The sequence below is a fragment of the Pseudomonas sp. Leaf434 genome (assembly GCF_001425545.1).
GTDB lineage: Bacteria > Pseudomonadota > Gammaproteobacteria > Pseudomonadales > Pseudomonadaceae > Aquipseudomonas > Aquipseudomonas siliginis.
Genome location: NZ_LMQZ01000001.1, coordinates 1,192,724 through 1,218,324, shown reverse-complemented (window position 1 = coordinate 1,218,324; position 25,601 = coordinate 1,192,724). Strand labels below are relative to the sequence as shown.

The 25,601-nt window shown below is 60.8% G+C and carries 25 protein-coding genes; 17 read left to right on the top strand and 8 right to left on the bottom strand.

Translation table 11 applies throughout. The annotated features are described in order from the left end of the window. Position 1 precedes the first annotated feature (1 nt). The 8 genes from ASG55_RS05430 to ASG55_RS05395 all read left to right on the top strand — a co-directional run bounded on the left by ASG55_RS05430 (position 2) and on the right by ASG55_RS05395 (position 6,052). The gene (locus tag ASG55_RS05430; protein WP_016773878.1) at positions 2–199 is read left to right on the top strand and encodes a cbb3-type cytochrome oxidase subunit 3; all 198 of its coding nucleotides are present in this window, start codon (positions 2–4) and stop codon (positions 197–199) included. Further along, a complete protein-coding gene (gene ccoP / locus ASG55_RS05425; protein ID WP_056784245.1) occupies positions 196–1,152 on the top strand; it encodes a cytochrome-c oxidase, cbb3-type subunit III in 957 nt (318 codons plus the stop codon). Before ASG55_RS05430 ends, ccoP (ASG55_RS05425) begins: the two co-directional genes overlap by 4 nt. A 478-nt stretch (positions 1,153–1,630) precedes the next feature. After that, positions 1,631–3,073, top strand: coding sequence for a cytochrome-c oxidase, cbb3-type subunit I (gene ccoN / locus ASG55_RS05420; protein ID WP_024012334.1), 1,443 nt, complete (start codon positions 1,631–1,633; stop codon positions 3,071–3,073). After that, positions 3,073–3,681: a cytochrome-c oxidase, cbb3-type subunit II gene (ccoO, locus tag ASG55_RS05415; protein ID WP_007917161.1), complete on the top strand. Its 609-nt coding sequence runs from the start codon at positions 3,073–3,075 to the stop codon at positions 3,679–3,681. Before ccoN ends, ccoO begins: the two co-directional genes overlap by 1 nt. A gap of 5 nt (positions 3,682–3,686) precedes the next feature. Then, on the top strand, positions 3,687–3,872 hold the full coding sequence (locus ASG55_RS05410) for a CcoQ/FixQ family Cbb3-type cytochrome c oxidase assembly chaperone (protein ID WP_016775513.1): 186 nt from the start codon (positions 3,687–3,689) through the stop codon (positions 3,870–3,872). Then, positions 3,869–4,852 (top strand): cytochrome-c oxidase, cbb3-type subunit III, encoded by a 984-nt coding sequence (gene ccoP / locus ASG55_RS05405; RefSeq protein ID WP_024012333.1) that lies wholly within the window; start codon positions 3,869–3,871, stop codon positions 4,850–4,852. The genes ASG55_RS05410 and ccoP (ASG55_RS05405) overlap by 4 nt, the downstream gene beginning before the upstream one ends. Before the next feature lie 526 nt (positions 4,853–5,378). Continuing rightward, a complete protein-coding gene (locus ASG55_RS05400) occupies positions 5,379–5,633 on the top strand; it encodes a type II toxin-antitoxin system Phd/YefM family antitoxin (protein ID WP_056786773.1) in 255 nt (84 codons plus the stop codon). Next, the gene (locus tag ASG55_RS05395; protein WP_056784242.1) at positions 5,633–6,052 is read left to right on the top strand and encodes a type II toxin-antitoxin system VapC family toxin; all 420 of its coding nucleotides are present in this window, start codon (positions 5,633–5,635) and stop codon (positions 6,050–6,052) included. Before ASG55_RS05400 ends, ASG55_RS05395 begins: the two co-directional genes overlap by 1 nt. 38 nt (positions 6,053–6,090) lie before the next feature. Here the strand turns inward: ASG55_RS05395 and ASG55_RS05390 are convergent, their stop codons facing one another. Next, positions 6,091–7,095, bottom strand: coding sequence for a metallophosphoesterase family protein (locus tag ASG55_RS05390; protein ID WP_056784240.1), 1,005 nt, complete (start codon positions 7,093–7,095; stop codon positions 6,091–6,093). A 483-nt stretch (positions 7,096–7,578) separates the two neighbouring features. Here ASG55_RS05390 and ccoG point away from each other — a divergent pair, with 483 nt between their 5' ends. The 6 genes from ccoG to hemN all read left to right on the top strand — a co-directional run bounded on the left by ccoG (position 7,579) and on the right by hemN (position 14,706). Continuing rightward, positions 7,579–8,994: a cytochrome c oxidase accessory protein CcoG gene (ccoG, locus tag ASG55_RS05385; RefSeq protein ID WP_016773872.1), complete on the top strand. Its 1,416-nt coding sequence runs from the start codon at positions 7,579–7,581 to the stop codon at positions 8,992–8,994. Positions 8,995–9,007: 13 nt separating this feature from the next. Then, positions 9,008–9,547, top strand: coding sequence for a FixH family protein (locus ASG55_RS05380; protein ID WP_056784237.1), 540 nt, complete (start codon positions 9,008–9,010; stop codon positions 9,545–9,547). 213 nt (positions 9,548–9,760) lie between these two features. Then, a complete protein-coding gene (locus tag ASG55_RS05375; protein ID WP_056784234.1) occupies positions 9,761–12,214 on the top strand; it encodes a heavy metal translocating P-type ATPase in 2,454 nt (817 codons plus the stop codon). Positions 12,215–12,237: 23 nt separating this feature from the next. After that, on the top strand, positions 12,238–12,450 hold the full coding sequence (gene ccoS, locus ASG55_RS05370; RefSeq protein ID WP_039763029.1) for a cbb3-type cytochrome oxidase assembly protein CcoS: 213 nt from the start codon (positions 12,238–12,240) through the stop codon (positions 12,448–12,450). Then, the gene (locus ASG55_RS05365) at positions 12,443–13,126 is read left to right on the top strand and encodes a sulfite exporter TauE/SafE family protein (protein WP_041479091.1); all 684 of its coding nucleotides are present in this window, start codon (positions 12,443–12,445) and stop codon (positions 13,124–13,126) included. Before ccoS ends, ASG55_RS05365 begins: the two co-directional genes overlap by 8 nt. 197 nt (positions 13,127–13,323) lie before the next feature. After that, the gene (gene hemN, locus ASG55_RS05360) at positions 13,324–14,706 is read left to right on the top strand and encodes an oxygen-independent coproporphyrinogen III oxidase (protein WP_056784230.1); all 1,383 of its coding nucleotides are present in this window, start codon (positions 13,324–13,326) and stop codon (positions 14,704–14,706) included. On the opposite strand, the gene ASG55_RS05355 is transcribed toward hemN, so the two are convergent. Continuing rightward, positions 14,703–15,185: a hypothetical protein gene (locus ASG55_RS05355; protein WP_056784227.1), complete on the bottom strand. Its 483-nt coding sequence runs from the start codon at positions 15,183–15,185 to the stop codon at positions 14,703–14,705. The two genes, hemN and ASG55_RS05355, sit on opposite strands and share 4 nt — an antisense overlap. Before the next feature lie 154 nt (positions 15,186–15,339). Between ASG55_RS05355 and fnr the strand changes: the two genes are divergently transcribed. Both fnr and ASG55_RS05345 read left to right on the top strand, forming a co-directional pair. After that, a complete protein-coding gene (fnr, locus tag ASG55_RS05350; protein ID WP_016773865.1) occupies positions 15,340–16,074 on the top strand; it encodes a fumarate/nitrate reduction transcriptional regulator Fnr in 735 nt (244 codons plus the stop codon). A gap of 75 nt (positions 16,075–16,149) precedes the next feature. Beyond that, complete coding sequence (locus tag ASG55_RS05345; RefSeq protein WP_024012326.1) at positions 16,150–16,698, top strand: adenine phosphoribosyltransferase; 549 nt, start codon at positions 16,150–16,152, stop codon at positions 16,696–16,698. A 110-nt stretch (positions 16,699–16,808) separates the two neighbouring features. On the opposite strand, the gene ASG55_RS05340 is transcribed toward ASG55_RS05345, so the two are convergent. From ASG55_RS05340 to dnaX, 5 genes are all read right to left on the bottom strand, one after another. Then, positions 16,809–17,957 (bottom strand): acyl-CoA dehydrogenase family protein, encoded by a 1,149-nt coding sequence (locus ASG55_RS05340; protein WP_056784224.1) that lies wholly within the window; start codon positions 17,955–17,957, stop codon positions 16,809–16,811. Positions 17,958–18,164: 207 nt separating this feature from the next. Beyond that, positions 18,165–18,767 (bottom strand): recombination mediator RecR, encoded by a 603-nt coding sequence (recR, locus tag ASG55_RS05335; RefSeq protein WP_056784219.1) that lies wholly within the window; start codon positions 18,765–18,767, stop codon positions 18,165–18,167. A gap of 66 nt (positions 18,768–18,833) precedes the next feature. Continuing rightward, positions 18,834–19,868, bottom strand: coding sequence for an NADP-dependent oxidoreductase (locus tag ASG55_RS05330; RefSeq protein ID WP_056784217.1), 1,035 nt, complete (start codon positions 19,866–19,868; stop codon positions 18,834–18,836). 262 nt (positions 19,869–20,130) lie between these two features. Next, positions 20,131–20,469: a YbaB/EbfC family nucleoid-associated protein gene (locus ASG55_RS05325; protein ID WP_003223337.1), complete on the bottom strand. Its 339-nt coding sequence runs from the start codon at positions 20,467–20,469 to the stop codon at positions 20,131–20,133. A 66-nt stretch (positions 20,470–20,535) separates the two neighbouring features. After that, entirely contained in the window at positions 20,536–22,620 is a 2,085-nt protein-coding gene (gene dnaX, locus ASG55_RS05320) for a DNA polymerase III subunit gamma/tau (RefSeq protein ID WP_056784214.1), read from the bottom strand. 145 nt (positions 22,621–22,765) lie between these two features. On the opposite strand from dnaX, the gene ASG55_RS05315 reads away from it, so the two are divergent. Further along, positions 22,766–23,515, top strand: a complete 750-nt coding sequence (locus tag ASG55_RS05315) for a substrate-binding periplasmic protein (protein WP_056784211.1) — start codon at positions 22,766–22,768, stop codon at positions 23,513–23,515. 107 nt (positions 23,516–23,622) lie between these two features. Here ASG55_RS05315 and ASG55_RS05310 read toward each other — a convergent pair whose 3' ends face one another. Then, on the bottom strand, positions 23,623–25,590 hold the full coding sequence (locus ASG55_RS05310) for a hypothetical protein (RefSeq protein ID WP_056784209.1): 1,968 nt from the start codon (positions 25,588–25,590) through the stop codon (positions 23,623–23,625). Positions 25,591–25,601 lie beyond the last annotated feature (11 nt).

Here is a 25,601-nt window from a genome sequence, read left to right as displayed (position 1 = left end):
CATGGTCATTGAAATGAGTGCAGGCCTGATTCGCGGCCTCGGCACGGTCGTGGTGTTCGTCGCCTTCGTCGGCCTGACCTTGTGGGTGTTCAACCGCAAGCGCACCCCGGAATTCGCCGAAGCACGCCTGCTGCCGTTCGCCGACGAGCCACTACCCGAAACAATTTCAGCCCCTGAAACAAGGAGTACCCGGCCATGACCACCTTCTGGAGTACGTGGATCTGCGTACTGACCATTGGCAGCCTGATCGGCCTGACCTGGCTGCTGATCGGCACCCGCCGGGGCGAGACCAAGGGCAGTGTCGACCAGACCATGGGCCACAGCTTCGACGGCATCGAGGAGTACGACAACCCGCTGCCGCAGTGGTGGTTCATGCTGTTCGCCGGCACGTTGGTGTTCTCGGTGGGTTATCTGATTCTCTATCCGGGCCTGGGCAACTGGAAAGGCATCCTGCCCGGCTATGAGGATGGCTGGACCGGCGTGCACGAATGGGAAAAGGAAATGAACAAGGCGGACGCCCGGTTCGGTCCGATCTTCGCCAAATTCGCGGCGATGCCACTGGAAGAAGTGGCCAAGGATCCGCAGGCGCTGAAAATGGGTGGTCGTCTGTTCGCCTCCAATTGCTCGGTGTGCCACGGCTCGGATGCCAAGGGCGCGTTCGGCTTCCCTAACCTCGCCGACAGCGACTGGCGCTGGGGCGGCGATGCCGAGACGATCAAGACCACCATCATGGGCGGCCGCATGGCGGCCATGCCGGCCTGGGGCGAAGTGCTCGGTGAGGCCGGGGTGAAAAACGTTGCCGCCTACGTGCGCCACGAACTCGCCGGCCTGCCGCTACCCGCCGACAGCAAGGCAGACCTGCAAGCCGGACAGCAGGCGTTCAGCACCACGTGCGTGGCTTGCCACGGCGCAACTGGCCAAGGCACCCCTGCCATGGGCGCACCGAATCTTACCCACCCGGCCGGCTTCATTTATGGCACCAGCCTGACCCAACTGGAGCAGACCATTCGCCATGGTCGTCAGGGGCATATGCCAGCGCAGAACGAATTGCTGGGCAACGATAAAGTGCAATTGCTAGCCGCTTATGTGTACAGCCTGAGCCACGGATTGAACACAGAAAAACTGATAACTGAAGACACCAAGAAACAGTAATTGCGTACACCACTGCCGCAGCTTTCTCGCTGCGGCAGTTTCCCGCCCCTTTGCGACGCATTGTCGCACCCCTTGGATCCTCTCCTTTCGGAACCCCGGATTCGGGTCTACGCTTCATCGAAGCGGACCGGCTGAAGTCGGTTTCCAGATCAATCCCGAACGATGCGCGCCGTGATCCGGTTGATGGATTCGCCGCAAACGCAGGTAGATAACGGCTGTTGCGCCGATTGCCCGCAATTTCCCGATCACGACCTGTGAACGGGCACCGTTGACGGCGATCCGGATTGCGAGCTTTTTACGCGCACTGCGACATTTTGTCAGAGGCCATTTTTGACCCTACGCGGCGCATGGAAAGGCCGCAGAATCAGCGTTGGAAAGCATTGACCCAGGTCATGGCGCGTTGCAATGACCCCCTGCTTTATACATACTTGCGGCCGATTTTATCCCTATAAAAATACCCAAACCGTGGAACCTTAGAATGAGCACAGCAATCAGTCCGACTGCTTATAACTATAAGGTAGTCCGCCAGTTCGCCATCATGACGGTGGTCTGGGGGATCCTTGGCATGGGGCTCGGTGTCTTCATCGCCTCGCAACTGGTCTGGCCGGAACTGAACTTCGGTCTGCCGTGGACGAGCTTTGGACGCTTGCGCCCGTTGCACACAAACCTGGTGATTTTCGCCTTCGGCGGTTGTGCACTGTTTGCCACTTCCTATTATGTCGTGCAGCGAACCTGCCAGACGCGACTGATTTCCGACAGCCTCGCGGCCTTCACCTTCTGGGGCTGGCAAGCGGTCATCGTCGGCGCAATCATTACCTTGCCGCTGGGTTACACCACCACCAAGGAATACGCCGAACTGGAATGGCCGATCGCGATTCTGCTGGCAATTGTCTGGGTCACTTACGGTCTGGTGTTCTTCGGCACCATCACCAAGCGCAAAACCAAGCACATCTACGTTGGCAACTGGTTCTACGGCGCGTTCATCGTCGTCACCGCGATGCTGCACATCGTCAACCACATGTCGCTGCCGGTCAGCCTGTTCAAGTCGTACTCGGCCTACTCCGGCGCCACTGACGCGATGATCCAGTGGTGGTATGGCCACAACGCGGTGGGCTTCTTCCTGACCACCGGCTTCCTCGGGATGATGTACTACTTCGTGCCGAAACAGGCCGAACGCCCGATCTACTCCTATCGTCTGTCGATCGTGCACTTCTGGGCGCTGATCACCCTGTATATCTGGGCCGGCCCGCACCACCTGCACTACACCGCCCTGCCGGACTGGGCGCAATCGCTGGGCATGGCGATGTCGATCATCCTCTTGGCGCCAAGCTGGGGCGGCATGATCAACGGCATGATGACCCTGTCGGGCGCCTGGCATAAGTTGCGCACCGACCCGATCCTGCGCTTCCTCGTGGTGTCGCTGGCGTTCTACGGCATGTCGACCTTCGAAGGGCCGATGATGGCGATCAAGACCGTCAACTCGCTCTCGCACTACACCGACTGGACCATTGGCCACGTACACGCCGGCGCCCTCGGTTGGGTAGCGATGATCTCGATCGGCGCGATCTACCACATGATCCCGAAACTGTTCGGCCGGGCGCAGATGCACAGCACCGGGCTGATCAATGCGCACTTCTGGCTCGCCACCATCGGCACCGTGCTCTACATCGCGTCGATGTGGGTCAACGGCATCACCCAGGGCCTGATGTGGCGTGCAATCAACGATGACGGCACCCTCACCTACTCGTTCGTCGAAGCGCTGCAGGCCAGCCACCCGGGCTTCATCGTCCGCGCGCTGGGCGGTGCTTTCTTTGCCAGCGGCATGCTGCTGATGGCTTACAACGTGTACCGCACCGTTCGCGCGTCGGATCCGGTTGAAGCCGAAGCCGCCGCCAAGATTGCCGTCGTTGGAGCTCACTGATGAAGCATGAAGCTGTCGAGAAGAATATTGGCCTGCTGGCCTTCTTCATGGTCATCGCCGTCAGCGTCGGTGGCCTGACCCAAATCGTTCCGCTGTTCTTCCAGGACGTCACCAACAAGCCGGTCGAGGGCATGAAGCCGCGCTCGGCGCTGGAACTGGAAGGCCGCGACGTCTACATCGCCAACGGTTGTGTCGGCTGCCACTCGCAGATGATCCGCCCGTTCCGCGCTGAAACCGAACGCTATGGCCACTATTCGGTCGCCGGTGAAAGCGTCTGGGACCACCCGTTCCTGTGGGGTTCCAAACGTACCGGTCCGGACCTGGCCCGCGTGGGCGGTCGTTACTCCGATGACTGGCAACGTGCGCACTTGTACAACCCGCGCAACGTGGTCCCCGAGTCGAAAATGCCGGCTTACCCGTTCCTCGTGGAAAACAAGCTCGACGGCAAGGAAACCGCGAAAAAAATGGAAGTCTTGCGCACCCTCGGCGTGCCGTACACCGACGAAGACATCGCCGGTGCACAGGATGCCGTGAAGGGCAAAACCGAAATGGACGCGCTGGTGGCCTATCTGCAAGGCCTGGGCACCATCATCAAAAGCAAACGGTGAATCTGATGGATATCGGGATGATTCGAGGCCTGGGCACCGTGGTCGTGATGGTGGCCTTCATCGGTCTGGCCTTGTGGGTGTTCAGCCCCAAGCGCAAGTCAGAGTTTGACGACGCGACCATGCTGCCTTTTGCGGATGATCCCGAAGCCATCAAGCACGTCGAGCAAGCTTCTAGGAGTAACAAAGAATGACTACATTCTGGAGTCTGTACGTCACAGTCCTCAGTCTCGGTACGATCTTCGCCCTGACCTGGCTGCTGCTGTCGACCCGCAAGGGCCAGCGCAGCGAACAGACGGACGAGACGGTCGGCCACTCCTTCGACGGGATCGAGGAGTACGACAACCCGCTGCCGAAATGGTGGTTCATGCTGTTCGTCGGCACCATCATTTTTGCCCTGGGTTATCTGGTGCTGTACCCAGGTCTGGGCAACTGGAAAGGTCTGCTGCCGGGCTACAACTATCTGGATACCGAGAAACAGACCGCGTTCGCCAACGGCCAGACTGGCTGGACCGGCGTCCACGAGTGGGAAAAGGAAATGGCCCGCTCGGACGCGCGCTTCGGTCCGATCTTCGCCAAGTTCGCGGCGATGCCGATCGAAGAAGTTGCCAAGGATCCGCAAGCACTGAAAATGGGCGGCCGTCTATTCGCGTCCAACTGCTCGGTGTGCCACGGTTCCGACGCCAAGGGCGCCTATGGCTTCCCCAACCTGACCGACGCCGACTGGCGCTGGGGCGGTGAGCCGGAAACCATCAAGACCACCATCATGGGCGGCCGCCACGCGGTGATGCCGGCATGGGCGGAAGTGATCGGTGAGCAAGGCGTGGCTGACGTAGCGGCCTTCGTGGTGACCAATCTCGACGGGCGCAAACTGCCGGAAGGCACCAAGGCCGACCCGGCCAACGGCCAGAAACTCTTCGCCGCCAACTGCGTGGCTTGTCACGGCCCTGCCGGTAAAGGCACCCCGGCCATGGGTGCGCCCGACCTGACCCATCCGGGCGCATTCATCTACGGCTCGAGCTTCGCGCAACTGCAGCAGACCATCCGTTACGGTCGTCAGGGCCAGATGCCTGCGCAGGAACAACTGCAGGGCAATGACAAGGTGCACCTGCTGGCGGCGTATGTTTACAGTCTGTCTCACGGTGAAAAAGCACCGGAGGCGAAGGCTGAGTAAGGCCAACGCTTGAAGCAAAAAAGGCCCCGCCAATGGGAATTGGCGGGGCCTTTTTTCATGCTGGCATTCACGATTCGAAACGGTTGCTCGATGGACCTGAGCTGAGATGCACGGTAGGTTTTTTTCGCCCCCGATAATCCATATCGGGCCACTTCAAGGATGAAGCCCAATGTCGAAAGATCACCAAAGCGCACTGCAAAATCAGCCTCAACCCGGCTCTACCCACAGGGCAGGGTTCGAACGAACATCTGTGAAACCGTTACTCAAGGTTTCGCAGCAAACCATGAACAGCCCCGGCGACGGTGGCGGACTCGACGGCCTCGGCGGCGGTAGATTGCTCTGACAAGGGCAGCAAAAACACCGAATTTACGCCCTGTATCCAGCGCCTCACGCCTTGGCGGGAGGCGTCTTCGCCGGCGCCCTTATGAAAGTGACAAACCGATCGTCCCCGACCTGCCTTTCCGATTGCGGTGAAAACCTCAAAATAGTAACGTTCCTACATCAGAATTTCTGGAGGCCAAACATGATGGCCATCACCACCATTTCCAGCCGCGAGTTCAATCAGGACACCAGTGCAGCCAAAAAAGCCACGCGTCAAGGTCCAGTAATCATTACTGACCGAGGCAGGCCTGCCCACGTATTGCTCAGCATTGAGGAGTACCAGAAACTGACCGGTTGCGAGACCAGCATCGTTGAGCTGCTGGCGATGCCGAATGCGCTTGAAATCGAATTCGAACCCGAGCGCGCTGTAATTACTCCTCGCAGCGTGGACCTTTCCTGATGTTCCTACTGGATACCAATGTAGTTTCCGAGCTTCGGAAAAACCAAGCCGACAGACATGTGGTGAAATGGGCAAACAGCGTTTCCCCAGCCAGCCTGTATCTATCTGCAATCACTGTGCTGGAACTGGAAACGGGCGTCCTGCGTATCGAACGTCGTGACCCTTCACAAGGCCAGCTGCTGCGCAACTGGCTGGAACATCACGTCAAACCGGCGTTCTCTGGAAGAATCCTGCCTGTCGATACCAGCGTCGCCACCCGGTGCGCACGATTGCATGTTCCCGACCGCAGCAGTGAATGCGACGCCTTGATCGCCGCCACCGCGCTTGTGCACGGGCTTACGCTGGTAACTCGCAACATTGCGGACTTTCAACTCAGCGGCGTCAATGTGATCAACCCATGGATCGCTGCGAATAACTGACTGCTGAACACCCCGCCCTATCACCGGCGGGGCTTTTTTCATGGGCGTTGGGCAAAGATTGAATGCACAACCGTGGTATCGATCAGCGTCCGCTCACGCCACTGGTTGTTCTTCACCAGATAGATCTGCAAATGCTTGCGATCCTCGGTGAAATTCGCAGTCAGGTAGGTTTGCTGAGAGGTGCTTCCGCTGAGATACATGGGGACGCTGCCCTCCCAGTAGGAACTTCCTCCCTCGGTATGCAGGTGGCCGGCGAAAATGGCCGTCACCTGGTACTTGTTGACCATGTCATGGAAACGCTTCTTCTGCTCGGGGCTGCCCTGGTGCCGCAAGGGTTTATGCATATTGATAATGATGGCGTAGCCAGACGCTCGCGCCAGTCGCAGATCGGTCTCGAGCCAGTCCAGTGCGTCGTTGATTTCGAACGTCGTCGGGTTCAACGGATGAGCAATCCGGGTGGTGTAGGTCGGCTCGTTATTGAGCTGAACCATATGCACTTCGCCGATATTTTTCGAATAGGCGAGGCTACCGGCATACGTCTTGCTCAGAAAACCGTCAGTGATTTTCAGATCAAAGTTATCGACTTTACCTTCATGATGTTCTTTGAACTCGACAATACTTCCTGCAGCACAGTTATTGGTAAAGCAATCATCAACATTGTTTTCATAGTCGTGATTGCCCAAGCCGTAAAGATATTCACCCTTGAAGTGCCTGTTCAGCGAATCCTTCATGAACGAGCGCTGCCAGCCATGACCAAAAGCGGTTATATCGCCATTGATCATCAAAGGAACCTGCGCTTGGGAGCCGTGTAGATTTCTGAATTCGGCAATGCTTGCAAGTTGGGTTTCAATCAGCCATTTCGAGCGCGCCGTGAATTCTGAATCCGATTCGGGCTCGCGGATATCGGTCTTGTCTGTCCACGGATATTGAGTATCCGAAGCAAAGACCATATGTTTCGGCATGCCAGTTGTAGCCTGAGCGGTAATAGCCGAAGCTACCAGACAAGCACCCATAAAGATGCTCATGAATTTATTCAAAGCCATGCTTGAAATTCCATTTCAATTAATTTTCGGTACGCAAAAGAAGTTTCGCGCGAACAGAACTTATTCGAATACCGCGAAAACTTCAAAGCCTTCACCTACAACAATCGAGTGAATATATTTCAGACCCAACAACTTACAACATACGAATCAATAGAAGCCCGTAGCGTCCGGCCTGAGTTGTCGCCTGGACGAAAACAATCACGGGTGTTATTCAACTTGCGAAATCAACGGCAGTGGCGTGAACAAACAATTGAAAGGATGAACTAGCCACTTCGGCAAAAACGTCCATACTCAACAAGTCAATTGATCTGCGTCAGGCTTTTGCGCAATCGCTACACCATCCGCATTTTTTACCCAACGCGACCAAAGGTCGCACCCTTGAGCCAGAGCGGCAGGCGTATCATCGCGCTACTGCAACAGCCTTTTTGACCTCGGTTGGCACGTATCGACCGAGGCATTTTTCCACTGCCGTGGGATGCAATGATGAGCAATCAGATTCCGGTACACGACGTCACGCCACCGAGCAAGAACGCGAACAACAGCGTCGATCTTTATGCCTCACGAGAAAAAATCTACACCCGGGCTTTCACCGGCCTGTTCCGCAATCTGCGGATGCTCGGCGGTGCGGCGTTGTTTCTGCTGTATTTCGGCACGGTGTGGCTGAACTGGGGCGGTCATCAGGCGGTGTGGTGGAACCTGCCGGAGCGCAAGTTCTTCATCTTCGGCGCGACTTTCTGGCCACAGGATTTCATCCTGCTCTCGGGCCTGTTGATCATTGCCGCGTTCGGCCTGTTCTTCATCACTGTCTATGCCGGGCGCGTCTGGTGCGGGTATACCTGCCCGCAGAGCGTGTGGACGTGGATTTTCATGTGGTGCGAAAAGGTCACCGAAGGCGACCGCAACCAGCGCATCAAGCTCGACAAGGCGCCGATGAGCGCCAACAAATTCCTGCGCAAACTGGCCAAGCACTCGCTGTGGCTGTTGATCGGTTTTGTCACCGGCATGACCTTTGTCGGCTACTTCTCGCCGATCCGCGAACTGGTCATCGAGTTCTTCACCGGCCAGGCCGATGGCTGGTCGTATTTCTGGGTCGGTTTTTTCACCCTTGCCACGTACGGCAACGCCGGTTGGTTACGTGAGCAGGTGTGCATCTACATGTGCCCGTATGCGCGCTTCCAGAGCGTGATGTTCGACAAGGACACGCTGATCGTTTCCTACGACCCGCGCCGTGGCGAAAGCCGTGGGCCGCGCAAGAAAGGCATCGACTACAAGGCGCTGGGGCTGGGCGATTGCATCGACTGCACGATGTGCGTGCAGGTCTGCCCGACCGGCATCGACATCCGCGATGGCCTGCAGATCGAATGCATCGGCTGCGCGGCGTGCATCGACGCTTGCGACAGCATCATGGACAAGATGGATTACCCGCGCGGGCTGATCAGTTACACCACCGAACACAACCTCTCCGGGCAGAAAACCCATAAACTGCGACCGCGCCTGATCGGTTACGCCGTGGTGCTGCTGGCGATGATCAGCCTGTTGGTCGCCGCGTTCTTCATGCGTTCACTGGTCGGCTTCGACGTCAGCAAAGACCGCGTGCTGTACCGCGAAAACGCTGAAGGCCGGATCGAAAACGTCTACAGCCTGAAGATCATGAACAAGGATCAGCGCGACCACACTTACCTGCTGCAAGCCGAGGGGCTGCCGGACCTGCGCCTGCAAGGCAAGCGCGAGATCAAGGTTGCCGCCGGCGATATCGTCAGCATGCCGGTCGAGTTGTCGAGCGCACCGGAACAACTGCCATCGAGCACCAACGAGGTGAAATTCATCCTCAAGGATGCCGATGACGAAAGCGTCCACGTTGAAGCCAAGAGCCGATTCATCGGCCCACAAATCCGTTGAGAGAATTTTGAACATGCCCGCTGCAAACGCCGCAAGTCCCTGGTACAAGCACCTCTGGCCGTGGATCATCATCGCGATTCTGGCCTGCTCGGTGGCCTTGACCCTGTCGATGGTGACCATCGCGGTGAACAACCCGGACAACTTGGTCAACGACAACTACTACGAGGCGGGCAAAGGCATCAACCGTTCACTGGATCGCGAGCTGCTGGCGCAAACCCTGAAGCTGCGTGCGGCGGTGCATCTGGATGATGTGACCGGTGAAGTCGACTTGCGCTTGAACGGTGACAGCCAGCCGCAAACCCTGGAACTGAACCTGATCTCGCCGACCCAGCCGGAAAAGGATCGCAAGATCGTGCTGACCCGCAGTGGCAGCGAGAGCGGGCGCTACATCGGCCAGCTAAGCGACAAGGTCGAAGGGCGGCGCTTTGTCGAGTTGCTCGGCAGCCAGGACGAGCACGTGTGGCGCATGTTTGAAGAAGAGCTGGTCAGCCATGACAAGGAACTGCTGCTGGGTGATGAGCCATTGCAGGGTGCCGAAGATCTGAAGAAGTGAATCAAAATCAAGAGCCCCTCACCCTAGCCCTCTCCCGGAGGGCGAGGGGACTGATCTCGGTTGCTTGGAAGCGGGGCGTATGACAGTGACAATGTCAGCGACTGAAGCCGCTCTTCAGGCTTACACCGATCGGCTCCCTCTCCCTCCGGGAGAGGGCTGGGGTGAGGGCAAGCGAACACCCCCAATGCAAGGGCTCATACCCTCATCAATGCCATGACCACCCCAGTTCCCTGCTACCACTGCGCCCTGCCCGTCCCGTCCGGCAGCCGCTTCACCGCCGTCGTCCTCGGGCAGGCCCGCGAGTTCTGCTGCCCGGGCTGTCAGGCGGTAGCCGAAGCCATCGTCGCCGGTGGTCTGGAAAGCTATTACCAGCATCGCAGCGAAGCGTCGGCCAATCCCGAAGCGCTGCCGGTGCAACTGAGCGATGAACTGGCGCTGTACGACCGCGCCGACGTGCAGCAGCCCTTCGTGCGCCACGAAGGCGATCTGGCTGAAACCACGCTGTTGATGGAAGGCATCAGTTGCGCCGCCTGCGGCTGGTTGATCGAGAAACACCTGCGCACCCTGCCCGCCGTCGCCGAAGCGCGGTTGAACCTGTCCAACCATCGCCTGCACGTGCGTTGGGCCGACGCACAATTGCCGCTGAGCCAGATCCTCGCCGAGCTGCGCCACATCGGTTACGCCGCCCACCCGTACCAGGCCGACCGCGCCAGCGAACAGCTGGCCAGCGAGAATCGCCTGGCCCTGCGCCAGCTCGGCGTCGCCGGGTTGCTGTGGTTTCAGGCGATGATGGCGACCATGGCTACCTGGCCGGAATTCAACATCGACCTCAGTCCCGAGCTGCACACGATCCTGCGCTGGGTCGCGCTGTTTCTGACCACACCCATCGTGTTCTACAGCTGCGCGCCGTTCTTCAAAGGCGCGATGCGCGATTTGCGTACGCGCCACCTGACCATGGACGTTTCAGTTTCACTGGCGATCGGCAGCGCTTACATCGCCGGGATCTGGACGTCGATTACCGGGGTCGGCGAGCTGTACTTCGATGCGGTCGGCATGTTCGCGCTGTTTCTGCTCGCCGGACGCTATCTGGAACGCCGCGCCCGCGAACGCACCGCTGCTGCCACCGCGCAACTGGTCAACCTGTTACCGGCCTCGTGCCTGCGCCTGGATAGCGATGGCCAGAGCGAACGCATCCTGCTCAGCGAGTTGCGTGTGGGCGAGCGGATTCTGGTGCAACCGGGCTCGATTCTGCCGGCTGACGGCAAGATCATCGACGGTCAGTCGAGCATCGACGAATCGCTGCTGACCGGCGAATACCTGCCACAGCCACGCACGCTGGGCGATGCGGTAACAGCGGGGACACTTAACGTCGAAGGCGCATTGACCGTCGAAGTGCAGGCGCTGGGACAGGACACGCGTCTCTCCGCGATCGTGCGCCTGCTCGATCGCGCTCAGGCGGAGAAGCCGCGTCTGGCAGAAATCGCCGACCGCGCCGCGCAATGGTTCCTGCTGCTGTCGCTGATTGCCGCAGCAGTGATCGGCGTGCTTTGGTGGCAACTGGACTCAGCGCGGGCGTTCTGGATCGTCCTCGCCATGCTGGTGGCGACCTGCCCGTGCGCGCTGTCACTGGCGACGCCGACCGCCCTCACCGCCGCCACCGGCACCCTGCACAAACTCGGCCTGCTGCTGACCCGCGGCCATGTGCTGGAAGGCTTGAACCAGATCGACACGGTGATTTTCGACAAGACCGGTACGCTCACCGAAGGCCGCTTGGTGCTGCGCTCGATTCGCCCGCTCGGCGCGCTCGACAGCGAACAATGCCTGAGCCTTGCCGCTGCGCTGGAAAACCGTTCCGAACACCCGATTGCCCGCGCTTTCGGACGTGCGCCGCTGGCCGCTGAGGACGTGCACAGCACACCGGGCCTGGGCCTGGAAGGCGTGGTCGGTGAGCAACGTTTGCGCATCGGTCAGGCGCCGTTCGCCTGCGCCCTGAGCGGCGCGGCGGCGCTGCCGTCAATGCCTGATGAAGCCGGGCAATGGCTGCTGCTCGCTGACACTCAGGGGCCGCTGGCATGGTTCGTCCTCGACGATCGCCTGCGTGACGACGCCCCCGCCCTGCTCGCGGCCTGCAAAGCGCGGGGCTGGCGCACCTTGCTGTTGTCCGGCGACAGTTCGCCGATGGTCGCCAGTGTCGCCGCCGAACTGGGCATCGACGAGGCCCGTGGCGGCTTGCGCCCCGATGACAAACTGCAAGTGCTGCAACAACTGCACAAGGAAGGGCGCAAGGTGCTGATGCTCGGCGACGGCGTCAATGACGTGCCGGTGCTGGCTGCGGCCGATATCAGCGTAGCCATGGGCTCGGCCACCGATCTGGCGAAAACCAGCGCCGATGCAGTGTTGCTGTCCAATCGCCTTGACGCTCTGGTGCAAGCCTTCACGCTGGCGCGACGCACGCGCCGGGTAATCATCGAAAACCTGCTGTGGGCGGCGCTGTACAATGGCCTCATGTTGCCGTTCGCCGCCCTCGGCTGGATCACTCCGGTGTGGGCGGCGGTCGGCATGTCGATCAGTTCGCTGACCGTGGTGCTCAACGCCCTGCGCCTGACTCGTCTGCCGAGCGCACCGGCCGCCAGCACCGCAACAGCAACCCGCCCGCTCCCGGCCTGAGCCGCGCGGGCCTGGAGTTACCGATGCCAGCTCTCTATGTGATGATTCCCGCTGCCTTGCTCATCGTCGCCATCGCCGTGTACATCTTCTTCTGGGCGGTGGACAGCGGTCAGTACGACGACCTCGACGGCCCGGCACACAGCATCCTTTTTGACGATCAGGACCCCAACCACACCGCTGCGGTGGACGAAGCCAACGCCGGCAAACCGGACGACAAGGCGCCACCCCATGCTTGAACTGGCGCCGCTGCTGGTCTCGGCGCTGATCCTCGGCCTGCTCGGTGGCGGCCACTGTCTGGGTATGTGCGGCGGTCTGATGGGCGCGCTGACCCTGGCGATCCCCAAGGAGCAGCGCAGCCGGCGCTTTCGCCTGTTACTGGCGTACAACCTCGGGCGGATTCTCAGTTATGCCACGGCGGGACTGCTCATCGGTCTGGCCGGCTGGGCCGTCGCCAACAGCCCGGCGGCGCTGTTCATGCGCGTGCTGGCCGGTTTGCTGCTGATCGCCATGGGTTTGTACCTCGCCGGCTGGTGGAGCGGGTTGACGCGTATCGAAGCGCTCGGGCGTGGCTTGTGGCGTTTTATTCAACCCGTGGCGAATCGTTTGCTGCCGGTTTCCAGCCTGCCGCGTGCCTTGCTGCTCGGTGCGCTGTGGGGGTGGCTGCCGTGCGGACTGGTTTACAGCACCTTGCTGTGGAGCGCGAGTCAGGGCAATGCGCTGGACAGTGCGTTGCTGATGCTCGCTTTCGGCCTCGGCACCTGGCCGGTACTGCTCGCCACCGGGCTGGCGGCTGAGCGGGTTACGGCGATCCTGCGCAAACGCAGCGTGCGCATGGCGGGTGGCTTGCTGGTGATCCTGTTTGGCCTGTGGACCCTTCCCGGCCCGCATCAGCATTGGCTTATGGGCCATTAAATGTGTGGCGCGGCCTTCGCGAGCAGGCTCGCTCCCACAGGTCTTGAGTACGCTGCAAATCCAATGTGGGAGCGAGCCTGCTCGCGAAGACGCCCGCACGAACAACACAAATCCTCGCCGTTGATGCAAATCAAGATGCCCTGTAACGCCCTCCCCTAGACTCGCCACACTGCCAGCCTATCCGGGGGAATGCCCGCATGCTCGACGCCATTCGTTGGGACTCTGATCTGATCCGCCGCTACGATCTGGCGGGGCCACGCTACACCTCGTACCCGACTGCCGTGCAATTTCACGGTCAGGTCGGCACTTTCGACCTGTTCCACGCCCTGCGCGACAGCCGCAAGGCGCAGCGGCCGTTGTCGCTGTACGTGCATGTGCCGTTCTGCGCGAACATTTGCTACTACTGCGCCTGCAATAAGGTCATCACCAAGGATCGCGGTCGTGCGCAGCCGTATCTGCAACGGCTCGAGCAGGAAATCCAGTTGATTGCCTGCCACCTCGACCCGGCGCAAACCGTCGAGCAACTGCATTTCGGTGGCGGCACACCGACCTTTCTCAGCCACGACGAGTTGCGTCAGTTGATGGCGCACCTGCGCAAGCATTTCAATCTGCTCAACGATGACTCGGGCGATTACGGCATTGAAATCGACCCGCGCGAAGCCGACTGGTCGACCATGGGCCTGCTGCGCGAACTGGGTTTCAACCGGGTCAGCATTGGCCTGCAGGATCTTGACCCGGCGGTGCAGCGCGCGGTCAATCGCCTGCAAAGCCTGGAAGAAACCCGCGCGGTGATCGATGCGGCGCGAACGCTGCAATTTCGCTCGATCAACATCGATCTGATTTATGGCCTGCCCAAGCAGACACCCGACAATTTCGCCCGCACCGTCGAGGAAGTGATCAGCCTGCAACCGGATCGCCTCTCGGTATTCAACTACGCGCACCTGCCGGAACGCTTCATGCCCCAACGGCGAATCAACAGCAGCGAACTGCCGAGCCCGGCGCACAAGCTGGAAATGCTCCAGCGCACCATCGAGCAACTGACCGCTGCCGGCTACCGTTACATCGGCATGGACCACTTCGCCCTGCCTGATGACGAACTGGCGATTGCCCAGGAAGAGCACACCCTGCAACGCAACTTCCAGGGTTACACCACCCACGGCCATTGCGACCTGATTGGCCTGGGCGTGTCGGCGATCAGCCAGATCGGCGATCTGTACTGCCAGAACAGCAGCGACCTCACTGCCTATCAGAACAGCCTGGCCAGCGCGCAGCTGGCGACCAGTCGCGGCCTGGTGTGCAACGCCGACGACCGCGTGCGCCGCGCAGTGATTCAGCAGCTGATCTGCAATTTCAAACTCGAGTTCGCCGAGATCGAGCAGCAGTTCAACATCGATTTTCAAGGCTACTTCGGCGCGCTCTGGCCGCAGTTGCAAGGTATGGCCGAGGATGGCCTGATCAGGCTTGAGCGCGAGCGCATCGAGGTGTTGCCAGCGGGCCGATTGCTGGTGCGCTCGGTGTGCATGGTCTTCGATGCGTACCTGGAGCAGCAGAACCGCCAGCGTTTCTCGCGGGTGATTTAAGGCTTGGTCAGCAACAAGCCGACTTTGAGGTTCTGATCAGGATTGAGCGCCGACTGGTTCATGACTTTCGACAGGGCGAGGTTGGCGGTGATCAGGCCACTGTTGAGGGCGGCGATGGCGCCCCGCAGTGCGGCGAGCTTGTTGATCTTTTCCTCGGTGGAGAGGGTTCTGTCTGACATGACCGCCGCCATCCGGGCTTTTTTCTCGATGATTTCTTTTTGGATCTTGCGAATCATCTTCAGCAACTGCTGGATGTTCTCCGGCAAGCCACTGTTGTCGATGTCACTGTTTTCGCCGCCGACAGCGGCGGATTTGGCGATGGCCGCGCCGGACAGCGACACTTTGACGCCCTCGACCAAGGTCGGGGTTGCCGTGTGCGACAAGTCTTCATCGCGATCGATTGCAGCGTCGGTGCTGGTCATCTCCGGCGAAGCAGCAACGCCGCTGCTGCCGGGGCTTAGCGTACCAATGGCGGTCATCGGGGCCTTCCTTGGTTGAGTGCTGATAGCGGGTTATCGGCCGCCGGTGCTGCGGCTTTATGTCTGTAGGACAACGCCGCCACGTGCTGGCCTGAATGTCCTCCCGTGGGTTACCCTTACGGCTTATGTGTGTTTTCCCACAAGGATTGAAGAAATGTCCGAGCCAGTCAAACTGCGCGCTCACAACCAGGCCCACTGCAAGGATTGCAGCCTGGCCCCGCTCTGCCTGCCACTTTCTCTGAATCTGGAAGACATGGATGCGCTCGACGAAATCGTTAAACGCGGCCGCCCGCTGAAGAAAGGCGAATTCCTGTTCCGCCAGGGCGACACCTTTGATTCCGTTTATGCAGTCCGCTCTGGTGCCCTGAAGACTTTCAGCCTGAGCGATGCCGGCGAAGAACAACTGACCGGTTTCCACCTGCCGAGCGAACTGGTAGGACTGTCGGGCATGGACACCGAAAAACACCCGGTCTCGGCCCAGGCGCTGGAAACCACTTCGGTTTGCGAAATCCCCTTCGAGCGCCTTGATGAACTCGCGCTGCAATTGCCACAACTGCGCCGCCAGTTGATGCGGGTGATGAGCCGCGAGATTCGTGACGACCAGCAAATGATGCTGCTGCTGTCGAAGAAAACCGCTGACGAGCGCATCGCCACTTTCCTGGTCAACCTGTCGGCACGCTTCCGCGCTCGCGGCTTCTCGGCCAACCAGTTCCGCCTGAGCATGTCGCGCAATGAAATCGGTAACTACCTGGGCCTGGCGGTGGAAACCGTGTCGCGGGTGTTCACCCGTTTCCAGCAGAACGAGCTGATTGCCGCCGAGGGCAAGGAGATCCATATCCTCGACCCGATCCAGCTGTGCGCGTTGGCCGGCGGTTCGATCGAAGGCTGATCACGACCCGCGGTTGAGCGAATCGTTTCAGCCGCGGGTATACTGCGCCGTTTGCAGCCCTGCCAGGACACCCCGATGGTCTTCGACTCCTTCGACATCAAATCCCTGATCCGCCCCGTGATCGACTTCCCGAAACCGGGCGTGATCTTTCGCGACATCACCCCGCTGTTCCAGTCGCCGACGGCCCTGCGCCTGGTGATGGACAGCTTCGCCCATCGCTACGTCGAAGCCGACTTTACCCACATCGGCGCCATGGATGCCCGTGGTTTTCTGATCGGTTCGGTACTGGCCTATCAGTTGAACAAGCCGCTGGTGCTGTTCCGCAAGCAAGGCAAACTGCCGGCGGACGTACTGGCCGAAGGTTATGCGACCGAGTACGGCGAAGCGTTTCTGGAAGTGCACGCCGACAGCCTGTGTGAAGGCGATTCGGTGGTGATGTTCGATGACCTGATCGCTACCGGCGGCACGCTGATCGCAGCAGCCAACCTGATTCGCCGCATGGGCGCGCGGGTACATGAAGCGGCGGCGATCATTGATCTGCCAGAGCTGCAAGGTTCGCAGCGCTTGCAGGACATGGGCATTCCGACGTTCTGCCTGACGCAGTTTGCGTTGACTGATAAATAAGCAGCGTCTGACAGGCCGCTTTCGCGAGCAGGCTCGCTCCCACAGGGGAATGCATTTCAACTGTGGGAGCGAGCCTGCTCGCGAAGGGGCCGGCAGCTACACCGCAGGACTTAGAGCCCCATCTGCTTGCTGATGATTTCGTTCATCACTTCCCGCGTTCCGCCGCCAATCGACAGAATGCGGTTATCCCGATACAGCCGCTCCACCAGGCTTTCACGCATGTAACCGAGCCCGCCAAGAATCTGCACGGCCTCGGTGGTGATCCGGTCCGAGGTGTCGGTGGCGAAGTTCTTCGCCATGGAAATCTCCTTGATCACGCTCTGCCCCGCCGCCATTTTCGCTGCTTGCCGATATGTGAACTCCCGCGACACTTCCAGCGCCGTGGCCATTTCGGCGAGGCGATGCTTGATCACCTGAAACTTGCCGATGGGTTTGCCGAACGCCTCACGCTCGCGCGCCCACTTCAGGCTCTCCTCCAGCGCCAATTGCGCCGTCATGTTGGCCATCAGCGCCAGCGCCAGGCGTTCGCTCTGGAAATTGCCCATGATGCAGGCGAAGCCCATGTTCTCGGCGCCGATGAGGTTTCCTACAGGCACGCGGCAATCGTCGAAGAACAATTCAGCCGTGTCCGACGCCCACCAGCCCATTTTCTTCAACTGCCTACCGACACTGAACCCCGGCGTGCCCTTCTCGATCAGCAACAAACTGATGCCGCCAAACCCCGGCGCACCGGTACGCACCGCGACAGTGTAGAAGTCCGCGCGAACGCCGCTGGTGATAAAGGTCTTGCTGCCGCTGACCCGGTAGACGTCGCCGTCACGCACGGCGCGGGTTTGCAGGTTGGCGACGTCGGAACCGCCACCGGGTTCGGTAACCGCCAAGGCGCTGATCTTTTCGCCGCTGAGCACTTGGGGGACGACCCGCTCTCGCACTTCAGGCCGCGCCCATTTGACGATCGGCGGCAAACCGATATCCAGCGACCCCAACCCCGCCACCAGCCCGCCTGAGCCACAGCGCATCAACTCTTCACTGGCGGCGACCTTGGCGAACAGATCGCCTTCATGGCTGCCGCCAAGCGCCTCGGGATAGCCGATACCGAGAATGCCCGCCGCACCGGCCTTGAGGAACAGCTCACGGGGAAAGCTTTCGGCTTCTTCCCACTGATCGATGTCCGGCAGGATCTCGCGTTCGACAAAACGTCTGACGCTGTCACGGACCAATTGGTGGCTGGGGTCGAAGTATTCCTGAAAGGCAGGCATGGGCGAGCTCCACGGAAGGGTTCGCCGACGTTAACCGAGCGCTTGCTTGGTTATCAATGAAATTGTGTGAATCAGATGGACCGCGGCGCGGCCATCGCTGGCAAGCCAGCTCCCACAGGGTTCGGTGTGGACACATATGCTGTGGGTCACATCCAACACTGTGGGAGCTGGCTTGCCAGCGATGTGGCCCGAAAGGGCGATAGAGACTTACAGGGAGATAGGTTTACGCCCGGCAAACGAATGCGCCAGCGTGCCGCCGTCGACCAGCTCCAGCTCACCGCCCAGCGGCACGCCGTGGGCAATCCGCGAGGCGACCAGGCCTTTGTTGCTGAGCAACTGCGCGATGTAGTGCGCCGTCGCTTCGCCTTCCACCGTCGGGTTGGTGGCGAGGATGACTTCGGTAAAGGTCCCCGCCTCTTCAATCCGCGCCATCAGTTGCGGAATGCCGATCGCTTCCGGCCCCAGGCCATCCAGCGGCGACAAGTGCCCCTTGAGCACGAAATAGCGGCCACGGAAGCCGGTCTGCTCCACCGCATAAACGTCCATCGGCCCTTCGACCACGCAGAGCAGCGTGTCATCGCGGCGCGGGTCGGCGCATTGCGGGCAGAGGTCGTCTTCGGTCAGCGTGCGGCACTGGCGGCAATGGCCAACGCCTTCCATGGCCTGGCTCAAGGCCTGGGCCAGACGCGTACCGCCGCTGCGATCACGTTCGAGCAACTGCAACGCCATGCGCTGAGCGGTTTTCTGACCCACGCCTGGCAAGGTGCGCAGAGCGTCGATCAGTTGGCGAATCAAAGGGCTGAAGCTCATGGGTAAACAGTCCGACTAAACAACGAGACGCGGTTTATACCCGCGCCTCTGGCCAGCGTCAAATCCTCAGTCCTGGGCGACCCGGACCACCAGTTTGCCGAAGTTGCGCCCTTCCAGCAGACCGATGAACGCCTCGGGTGCCTGCTCCAGGCCTTCGACCACGTCCTCGCGGAACTTCACCTTGCCGTCGCGTACCCACGGCACCATGTGGCTGATGAATTCCGGCTGACGATCACCGTAATCGTCGAAGACGATGAAGCCTTGAATCCGCACACGCTTGGTGAGCAAAGTGCGTTGCAGCATCGGCAGGCGATCCGGGCCGGTCGGCGCCTCGGCGGCGTTGTAGCCGGCGATCAGGCCGCACAACGGGATGCGCGCCTTGGGGTTGAGCAGCGGCAAGACCGCGTCGAAGACATGGCCGCCGACGTTCTCGTAGTAAATGTCGATGCCGTTGGGACAGGCTTTGGCCAGTTGCTCGGCAAAGTCATCGGCCTTGTGGTCGATGCAGGCATCAAAACCCAGCTCCTCAACGACGTATTTGCACTTCTCGGCCCCACCGGCCACACCGACCGCGCGCAGGCCTTTGATCTTCGCCACTTGCCCGACCACCGAGCCGACGGCGCCGGACGCCGCGGCCACCACCAGGGTTTCGCCCTCTTTCGGCTGGCCGATGTCCATCAGGCCCATGTACGCGGTCATGCCCGGCATACCCAGCACCCCGAGGGCCATCGACGGGCTCGGCAGGCCGGCCGGGATCGGCATGATGTTGCGACCGTCGCTGATGCTGTGGCTCTGCCAACCGGTGGCGCCAACCACCAGATCACCGGTGTGGAATTTCGGGTGATTGGACTGCTCGACGCGGCTGACCGCACCACCGGTCATGACTTCGCCGATTTGCACTGGCGCAGCGTAGGACGGAGCGTCGCTCATGCGCCCGCGCATGTACGGGTCGAGAGAGAGGTACAGGGTTTTCAGCAGGACTTGACCGTCCTGCAGATCGGGCAATGCCTCGCGCTCCAGACGGAAGTTCTCCGGGGTCGGCGCGCCGCTCGGGCGCGAGGCGAGGACGAAGCGTTGATTGAGGGTGAGAGGGTCGGACATGTCAGCGTCTCCTGTGAATGGGGAATTCGGTGTATAGGGAGCAGACCTTGGTAGCGGTGGTGTGTTCGATGTTTCTTCAGTTTTGCCGAGGTGACTTCATTCGCGAGCAGGCTCGCTCCCACAGGGGAATGCATTCCAAATGTGGGAGCGAGCCCGCTCGCGAAGGCGTCAGTCCAGCCGGCATATGTCCATCAGGCAGAAACAAAAATGCCAGGCGCAATGCCTGGCATTTTGTGTAGCTCATCTGCCGCGCAATGGCGAATCAGAACGGCAGCTTCATACCCGCCGGCAGGTTCATGCCGGCGGTCATGCTGCCCATTTTTTCCTGGCTGTTGGCTTCGATCTTGCGCACGGCGTCGTTGACGGCGGCGGCGACCACGGCTTCCAGCATCTCTTTGTCGTCTTCGCTCAGGCCTTCGACCAGGCTTGGGTCGATGCTCACGCTCTTGACGTCGTGACGACCGGTCATCACCACGGTGACCATGTCGCCGCCGGCCTTGCCGGTGACTTCGGCGTTGGCCAGTTCTTCCTGCATCTTGGCCATTTTTTCCTGCATCTGCTGCGCCTGCTTCATCAGGCCGGCCATGCCACCTTTCATCATGGGAATCACCTCAAACGTACTTGGAAAAAACAGCGCCCGGCCATCTTGGCCGAGCACCTTCAGTTATTAGCCTTGGGTGACCAAGGCGTCGACAGGTTCAATAGTATCGCTTCGCACCACCGCGCCGAACTGCTGAACCATCTGCTGGATGAACGGATCACCGTGGATCGATTCCTCGGCCTCGCGCTGGCGATTGGCGCGGCGGCGCGAGGCGGCCTGGGCCGGGGTTTCCTGCTCGGGCTTGATCAGCTCGATGGTCAGCGTCAGCGTGCGCCCGTGGAACTGGTTCAACGCGTCGTTGAGACGACGCTGCTGCGTGGCGTTGAACAGCGCGCTGTGGGCCGGATCGAGGTGCATCAGCCAGTGATCGCCATCGACCGCAATCAATGTGCAGTTGGCGGCGATGCTGCCGGTCATGCCGGAAATCGGCAGCTTCGGGAACAGCTCCAGCCATTGCAGGGCCAGGCCGGTGGCCGGCGCGGCGGCAGGTTCCGGCTCGGGCTCAGGCTCGGGATCGGCGGCGTGTTCGCTGGCCAGTTCGTCGAGGTAGCTGTAGGCCGAATCCATGTCCGGCTCGATGTAGTCTTCATCCAGCGGCGGTTCGTCGTCCATGTCCATGCCCGGCGTAGCGGCATCGACGTCGGCGACGGACGGCTCGGGAATTGGCGCAGCGGCCCACTCCGGCGCATCCGGGACCACGCTGTCCGGGGTCGGCAGCGGCATCGGCGGCAGTTCAGGCTGCTCGCCGGCGGTTTCCAGCACCGGTTCGACGGCGGGTTGCTGAACTGGCGCCGGCTCGGCCTCGGCTTCCACCGGGTCGTTCCATGGCAGATCGACCACGGTTTCGACGGCGACTGGCTCAGGCTGCGGGTGCGCTTCGACAACCGGCACAACCGGTTCTGGCTCGGCAGCCGGCGCTGCTACTGGTGCGGGCGCGGGTGCTGGCGCAGCAGCCGCAGCGACCACCGGCGCAGGCTTCGGCGCGGCAGCCACTGAGTTTGCGGAATCAACTGTGGCCTGGCTGATCCCCACTGGCTTTAGCGGTTGCCTCGGCGCGTCCGCCGTATCCGCCGGGCGGAACGCGAGCATGCGCAGCAAGACCATCTCGAAACCGCCGCGCGGGTCCGGCGCCAGCGGCAAATCGCGACGACCGATCAGGCCCATCTGGTAATAGAACTGCACGTCTTCGGCCGGCAACGCCTGGGCCAGGGCCAATACGCGATCACGGTCGCCGTGGCCATTGTCGACGCCTTCCGGCAACGCCTGAGCGATGGCCACGCGGTGCAGCACGTTAAGAATTTCCGAGAGCACGCCGTTCCAGTCCGGACCTTGCTCGGCCAGATGCCGCACGGCTTCGAGCAGCGCCTTGGCATCGCCTTCGATCAGCGCATGCAGCACGTCATAGACCTGACCGTGATCCAGCGTGCCGAGCATCGCGCGCACGTCGGTAGCGAGCACTTTGCCTTCACCGAACGCGATGGCCTGATCGGTCAGGCTCATGGCGTCACGCATCGAGCCGTCAGCAGCGCGACCAAGCAGCCAGAGTGCGTCGTCTTCGAACGGTACGTTTTCTGCGGTCAGCACGTGGGTCAAATGCTCGACCACACGCTCGGGCGTCATGTTCTTCAGGGAGAACTGCAGGCAGCGCGAAAGAATCGTTGCCGGAAGTTTCTGCGGATCGGTGGTCGCCAGGATGAACTTGACGTAGGGCGGCGGCTCTTCGAGGGTTTTCAACAGCGCATTGAAGGAATGGCTGGAAAGCATGTGCACTTCGTCGATCAGGTAGACCTTGAAGCGCCCACGGCTTGGCGCGTACTGCACGTTATCGAGCAGTTCGCGGGTGTCTTCGACCTTGGTGCGGCTGGCGGCGTCGATCTCGATCAGGTCGACAAAACGGCCTTCATCGATCTCGCGGCACACCGAACACTCGCCGCAGGGGCTGGAGGTGATACCTGTCTCGCAGTTCAGGCACTTGGCAATAATCCGCGCGATGGTGGTCTTGCCGACCCCGCGCGTCCCGGTGAACAGGTAGGCGTGGTGCAGCCGTTGGCTGTCCAAGGCATTGATCAGAGCCTTGAGCACATGGGTCTGGCCGACCATTTCGCGGAACGAGCGCGGACGCCATTTACGTGCAAGAACCTGATAACTCATCGAAAACCGTCGCAGCGAAGGAAGCAGAAGCGGCTAATGCTAGCGGAGCAAGGGCAAAATTGCATCCGGTGTCCTCGTCTAATATGGCTAAGCTGCATCAGCAGAGGCTTTTATCAGCTCGGGATGGGGAATTACCGGAGCGTCTATGCGGTGGGCCGTGGCGGCATTGCTGGGTATCAGCCTCAACGCGATGGCAGCGCAAGCGCCGTTGCGCTTCGCCGTGCCGGACAGTTGGGCGATGCCGATGATGCAACTGCAAGGCGGCAGACCGACCCAAGGCATCCTGCACGACGCCCTGCTCAGCCTGGCGACCCAGGTCGGCGCGCCGGCGCAATTCGTCGTCCTGCCGCGCGCGCGGGTACAGAGCGCCATGGAACACGGCGACATCGATGTGCGCTGCTATGCCGCACAGTCGTGGTTGCCGAATCAGTCCGGCGATTACATCTGGAGCGTGCCGTTGTGGTTTCAGCGCGACCTGCTGGTCAGCCGCAAGGAGCAACCGGCGCAGATCGATCCCGCCCGGCTGCCGCGCCAGGCCATCGGCACCGTCCTCGGTTACAGCTACCCTACCCTGCAACCGCTGTTCGACGCTGACCAGTTGCAACGCGAAGACGCGCGCAATCAGGAACAGGTACTGGAAAAGCTGCTGGCCGGGCGATACCGCTATGCGGTGAGCAATCAGTGGACACTGGACTGGATCAATCAGCGCCTGCTGCCGGAGCAGCAGTTGCAAGGGGTCGCGGTGCTGCAGGAACAGAATATCGGCTGCTATGTGAGGAACGACCCGAAGGTGCCGGTGCAACGGATCCTGCGCACGCTGCTGCGAATGAAAATGTCCGGCGAGATCGACGACATTATCCGGTTGTACACCGGCGCCTCTTCAACCACACCCTAACCGCCTGTGGGAGCGAGCCTGCTCGCGAAAGCGGTATGTCAGGCGACACAGTTGTTGAACACGCCGACGCCTTCGCGAGCAGGCTCGCTCCCACAGGGTTGGCCGGGTCAATAACCGTGCGATTCGCGGAATTTCGGCTCGCGGCTGTGGTGATAATCGATCCATTCCACCACGTCATAAGGCAGATAAAGCTGCTGCCGGGCACGGGACACGGCGATGTACACAGCACAAATGCGCTGATCGAACTCGTAGGCGTCCTTGAATTTCTCGTTACTGAGCAACGTCCGGGTCAACAGCACGCGCTTGAATTCCATGCCGCCGGCCTGCTCGGCCATCATCAACAGACAGGCCTTGCCCGGCTCGATGATCTTTTGGCTCAGTCGCGTCAGGTCGGCAATCATGAAGCCGTTTTGCAGTTGCGCTTCGATCCACAAAAAAGCTTCATCGAAACGGTTGGCCTCACGCACTTGCCGCCAATCGGCCATGTCGCTGAAATACGGATGCGGCCCCTTTTCGCTGGACCCGGCGTTGTAGAAATCGCGGCGGAACAGTTCGATGGCGGTGGTCATGAAATGTTTGATGTCGTCCTGCGCTTCCCTGTCGGGAAAACTGAAGGCGCAACTGGAGTCGTGCAGATGGATGGCCCACATCATCGTGTCCCACGGTGACGCGGTCAGCACCACGCAACCTTCGGGCGGTACGAAGGCTTGCGGGTAGTACTCGATATCGACGTCAGCGTGTCGAGCGCCTTCAAACGGCACTTTGCTCTTCTGCGTGTGGCGCGAGATCAGCGGATTGACCAAGCGCTCGACATTGCGCCCCGAACGCACCGAATAGCAGATATCGCTCTGACGAACTTCACGCTTGCGCTTGGGCGCCTCGCCCGTGGCCTGCTGATACTCATCGCCGAGGGTGATCAGTACCTGCTGCCCGCGCTCGATGATTTGCAGCAGCGACGCCGGCACGTCCTGGCTTTCGTCGATGATCACATGGGTGTAGCGCGGCGGGACGCGGCAACCGGCCAGACTGGCGCGCTTGATCATGAGCAACGTCGGAAAACCGCTCTGGCTGGCCCACGCCGGATTGGCCTCGAGATATACCCACAGGCGACTGGAATATTCCAGCAGCGCCTGTGAGTCTGCGCCGCTCAACGGCTGCTGAAAATGCGGCAGGTGCCTGGCGGATAGCGTGTGATCTCTTGAGGCGCAATACAGCTCCAGCACGCGCAGACAAACCTCCAGAGTGCCCTGCCCATCGTGGTGGCGAAAGCCGAACATATTCAGTTCCTGCGCCAGCGCCTGCCTGCTCGGGATCCGCGCTGGCGTCCTGGCCATGTGCGATCGGGGGCCGAGCAACTGGGCCTGGGCAAAATCGTAGAAGGTCTGGCCAATTTCCGTGTCGTGCACTTGCACGATGTGCTTGCGCAACGTCGCCAGTTTCGCCGGGGTGCGCGCCAGTACCAGGGTGCGTTTCGAGCGCAGGCATTCGATCAGCGCGCTGAGCATGTAACTCTTGCCGATGCCCGCATAACCCTGCACGTGCAGGTCTTCGTCGAGGTTGGCACGAAAGGTTCGCAGCAGCTTGTCCTGCGCCGCGCTCAACCAGTGCTCGCGCTCGCGTGGCGTGACCATTTGCTGGCGAAACGGGTTGTTCTGTTGCTGGTGGCGGACTTTGTAGTCCACATCCCACTGCCCGCCGGGCAACAGATATTCCTGTGCGGCGACTTCATCGACCATGAGAAACCGCAGGTTCAGGCCTTTGAGCGCATTGAGGCCGAAGTACAATTTGCGCGAATCGAAAAGACGCCGCGCCTCTGCAAGCAGTCCCGCCGATCCGGAGCGCCGGGAGGTGACAGACCAGTCAATGAGTCTGGCGAGAATTTTCTCCGCTGCGCTGGCACTCAGGTCCTTTTCCGTGGCCTGGGCAAGGTTCTGGATGACCAGCACCGCCGCCAGTTCCGGGTCGCTCAGGTTGGCCAGTGCCGCGTCACCCTCGGGCTGCAACAGCGCCGTACACACATCATGGGTGATGGGCAGAAATACCGGGGTGGCCAAATCAAAATGTTCCGGGTGCATACAACCTCGCC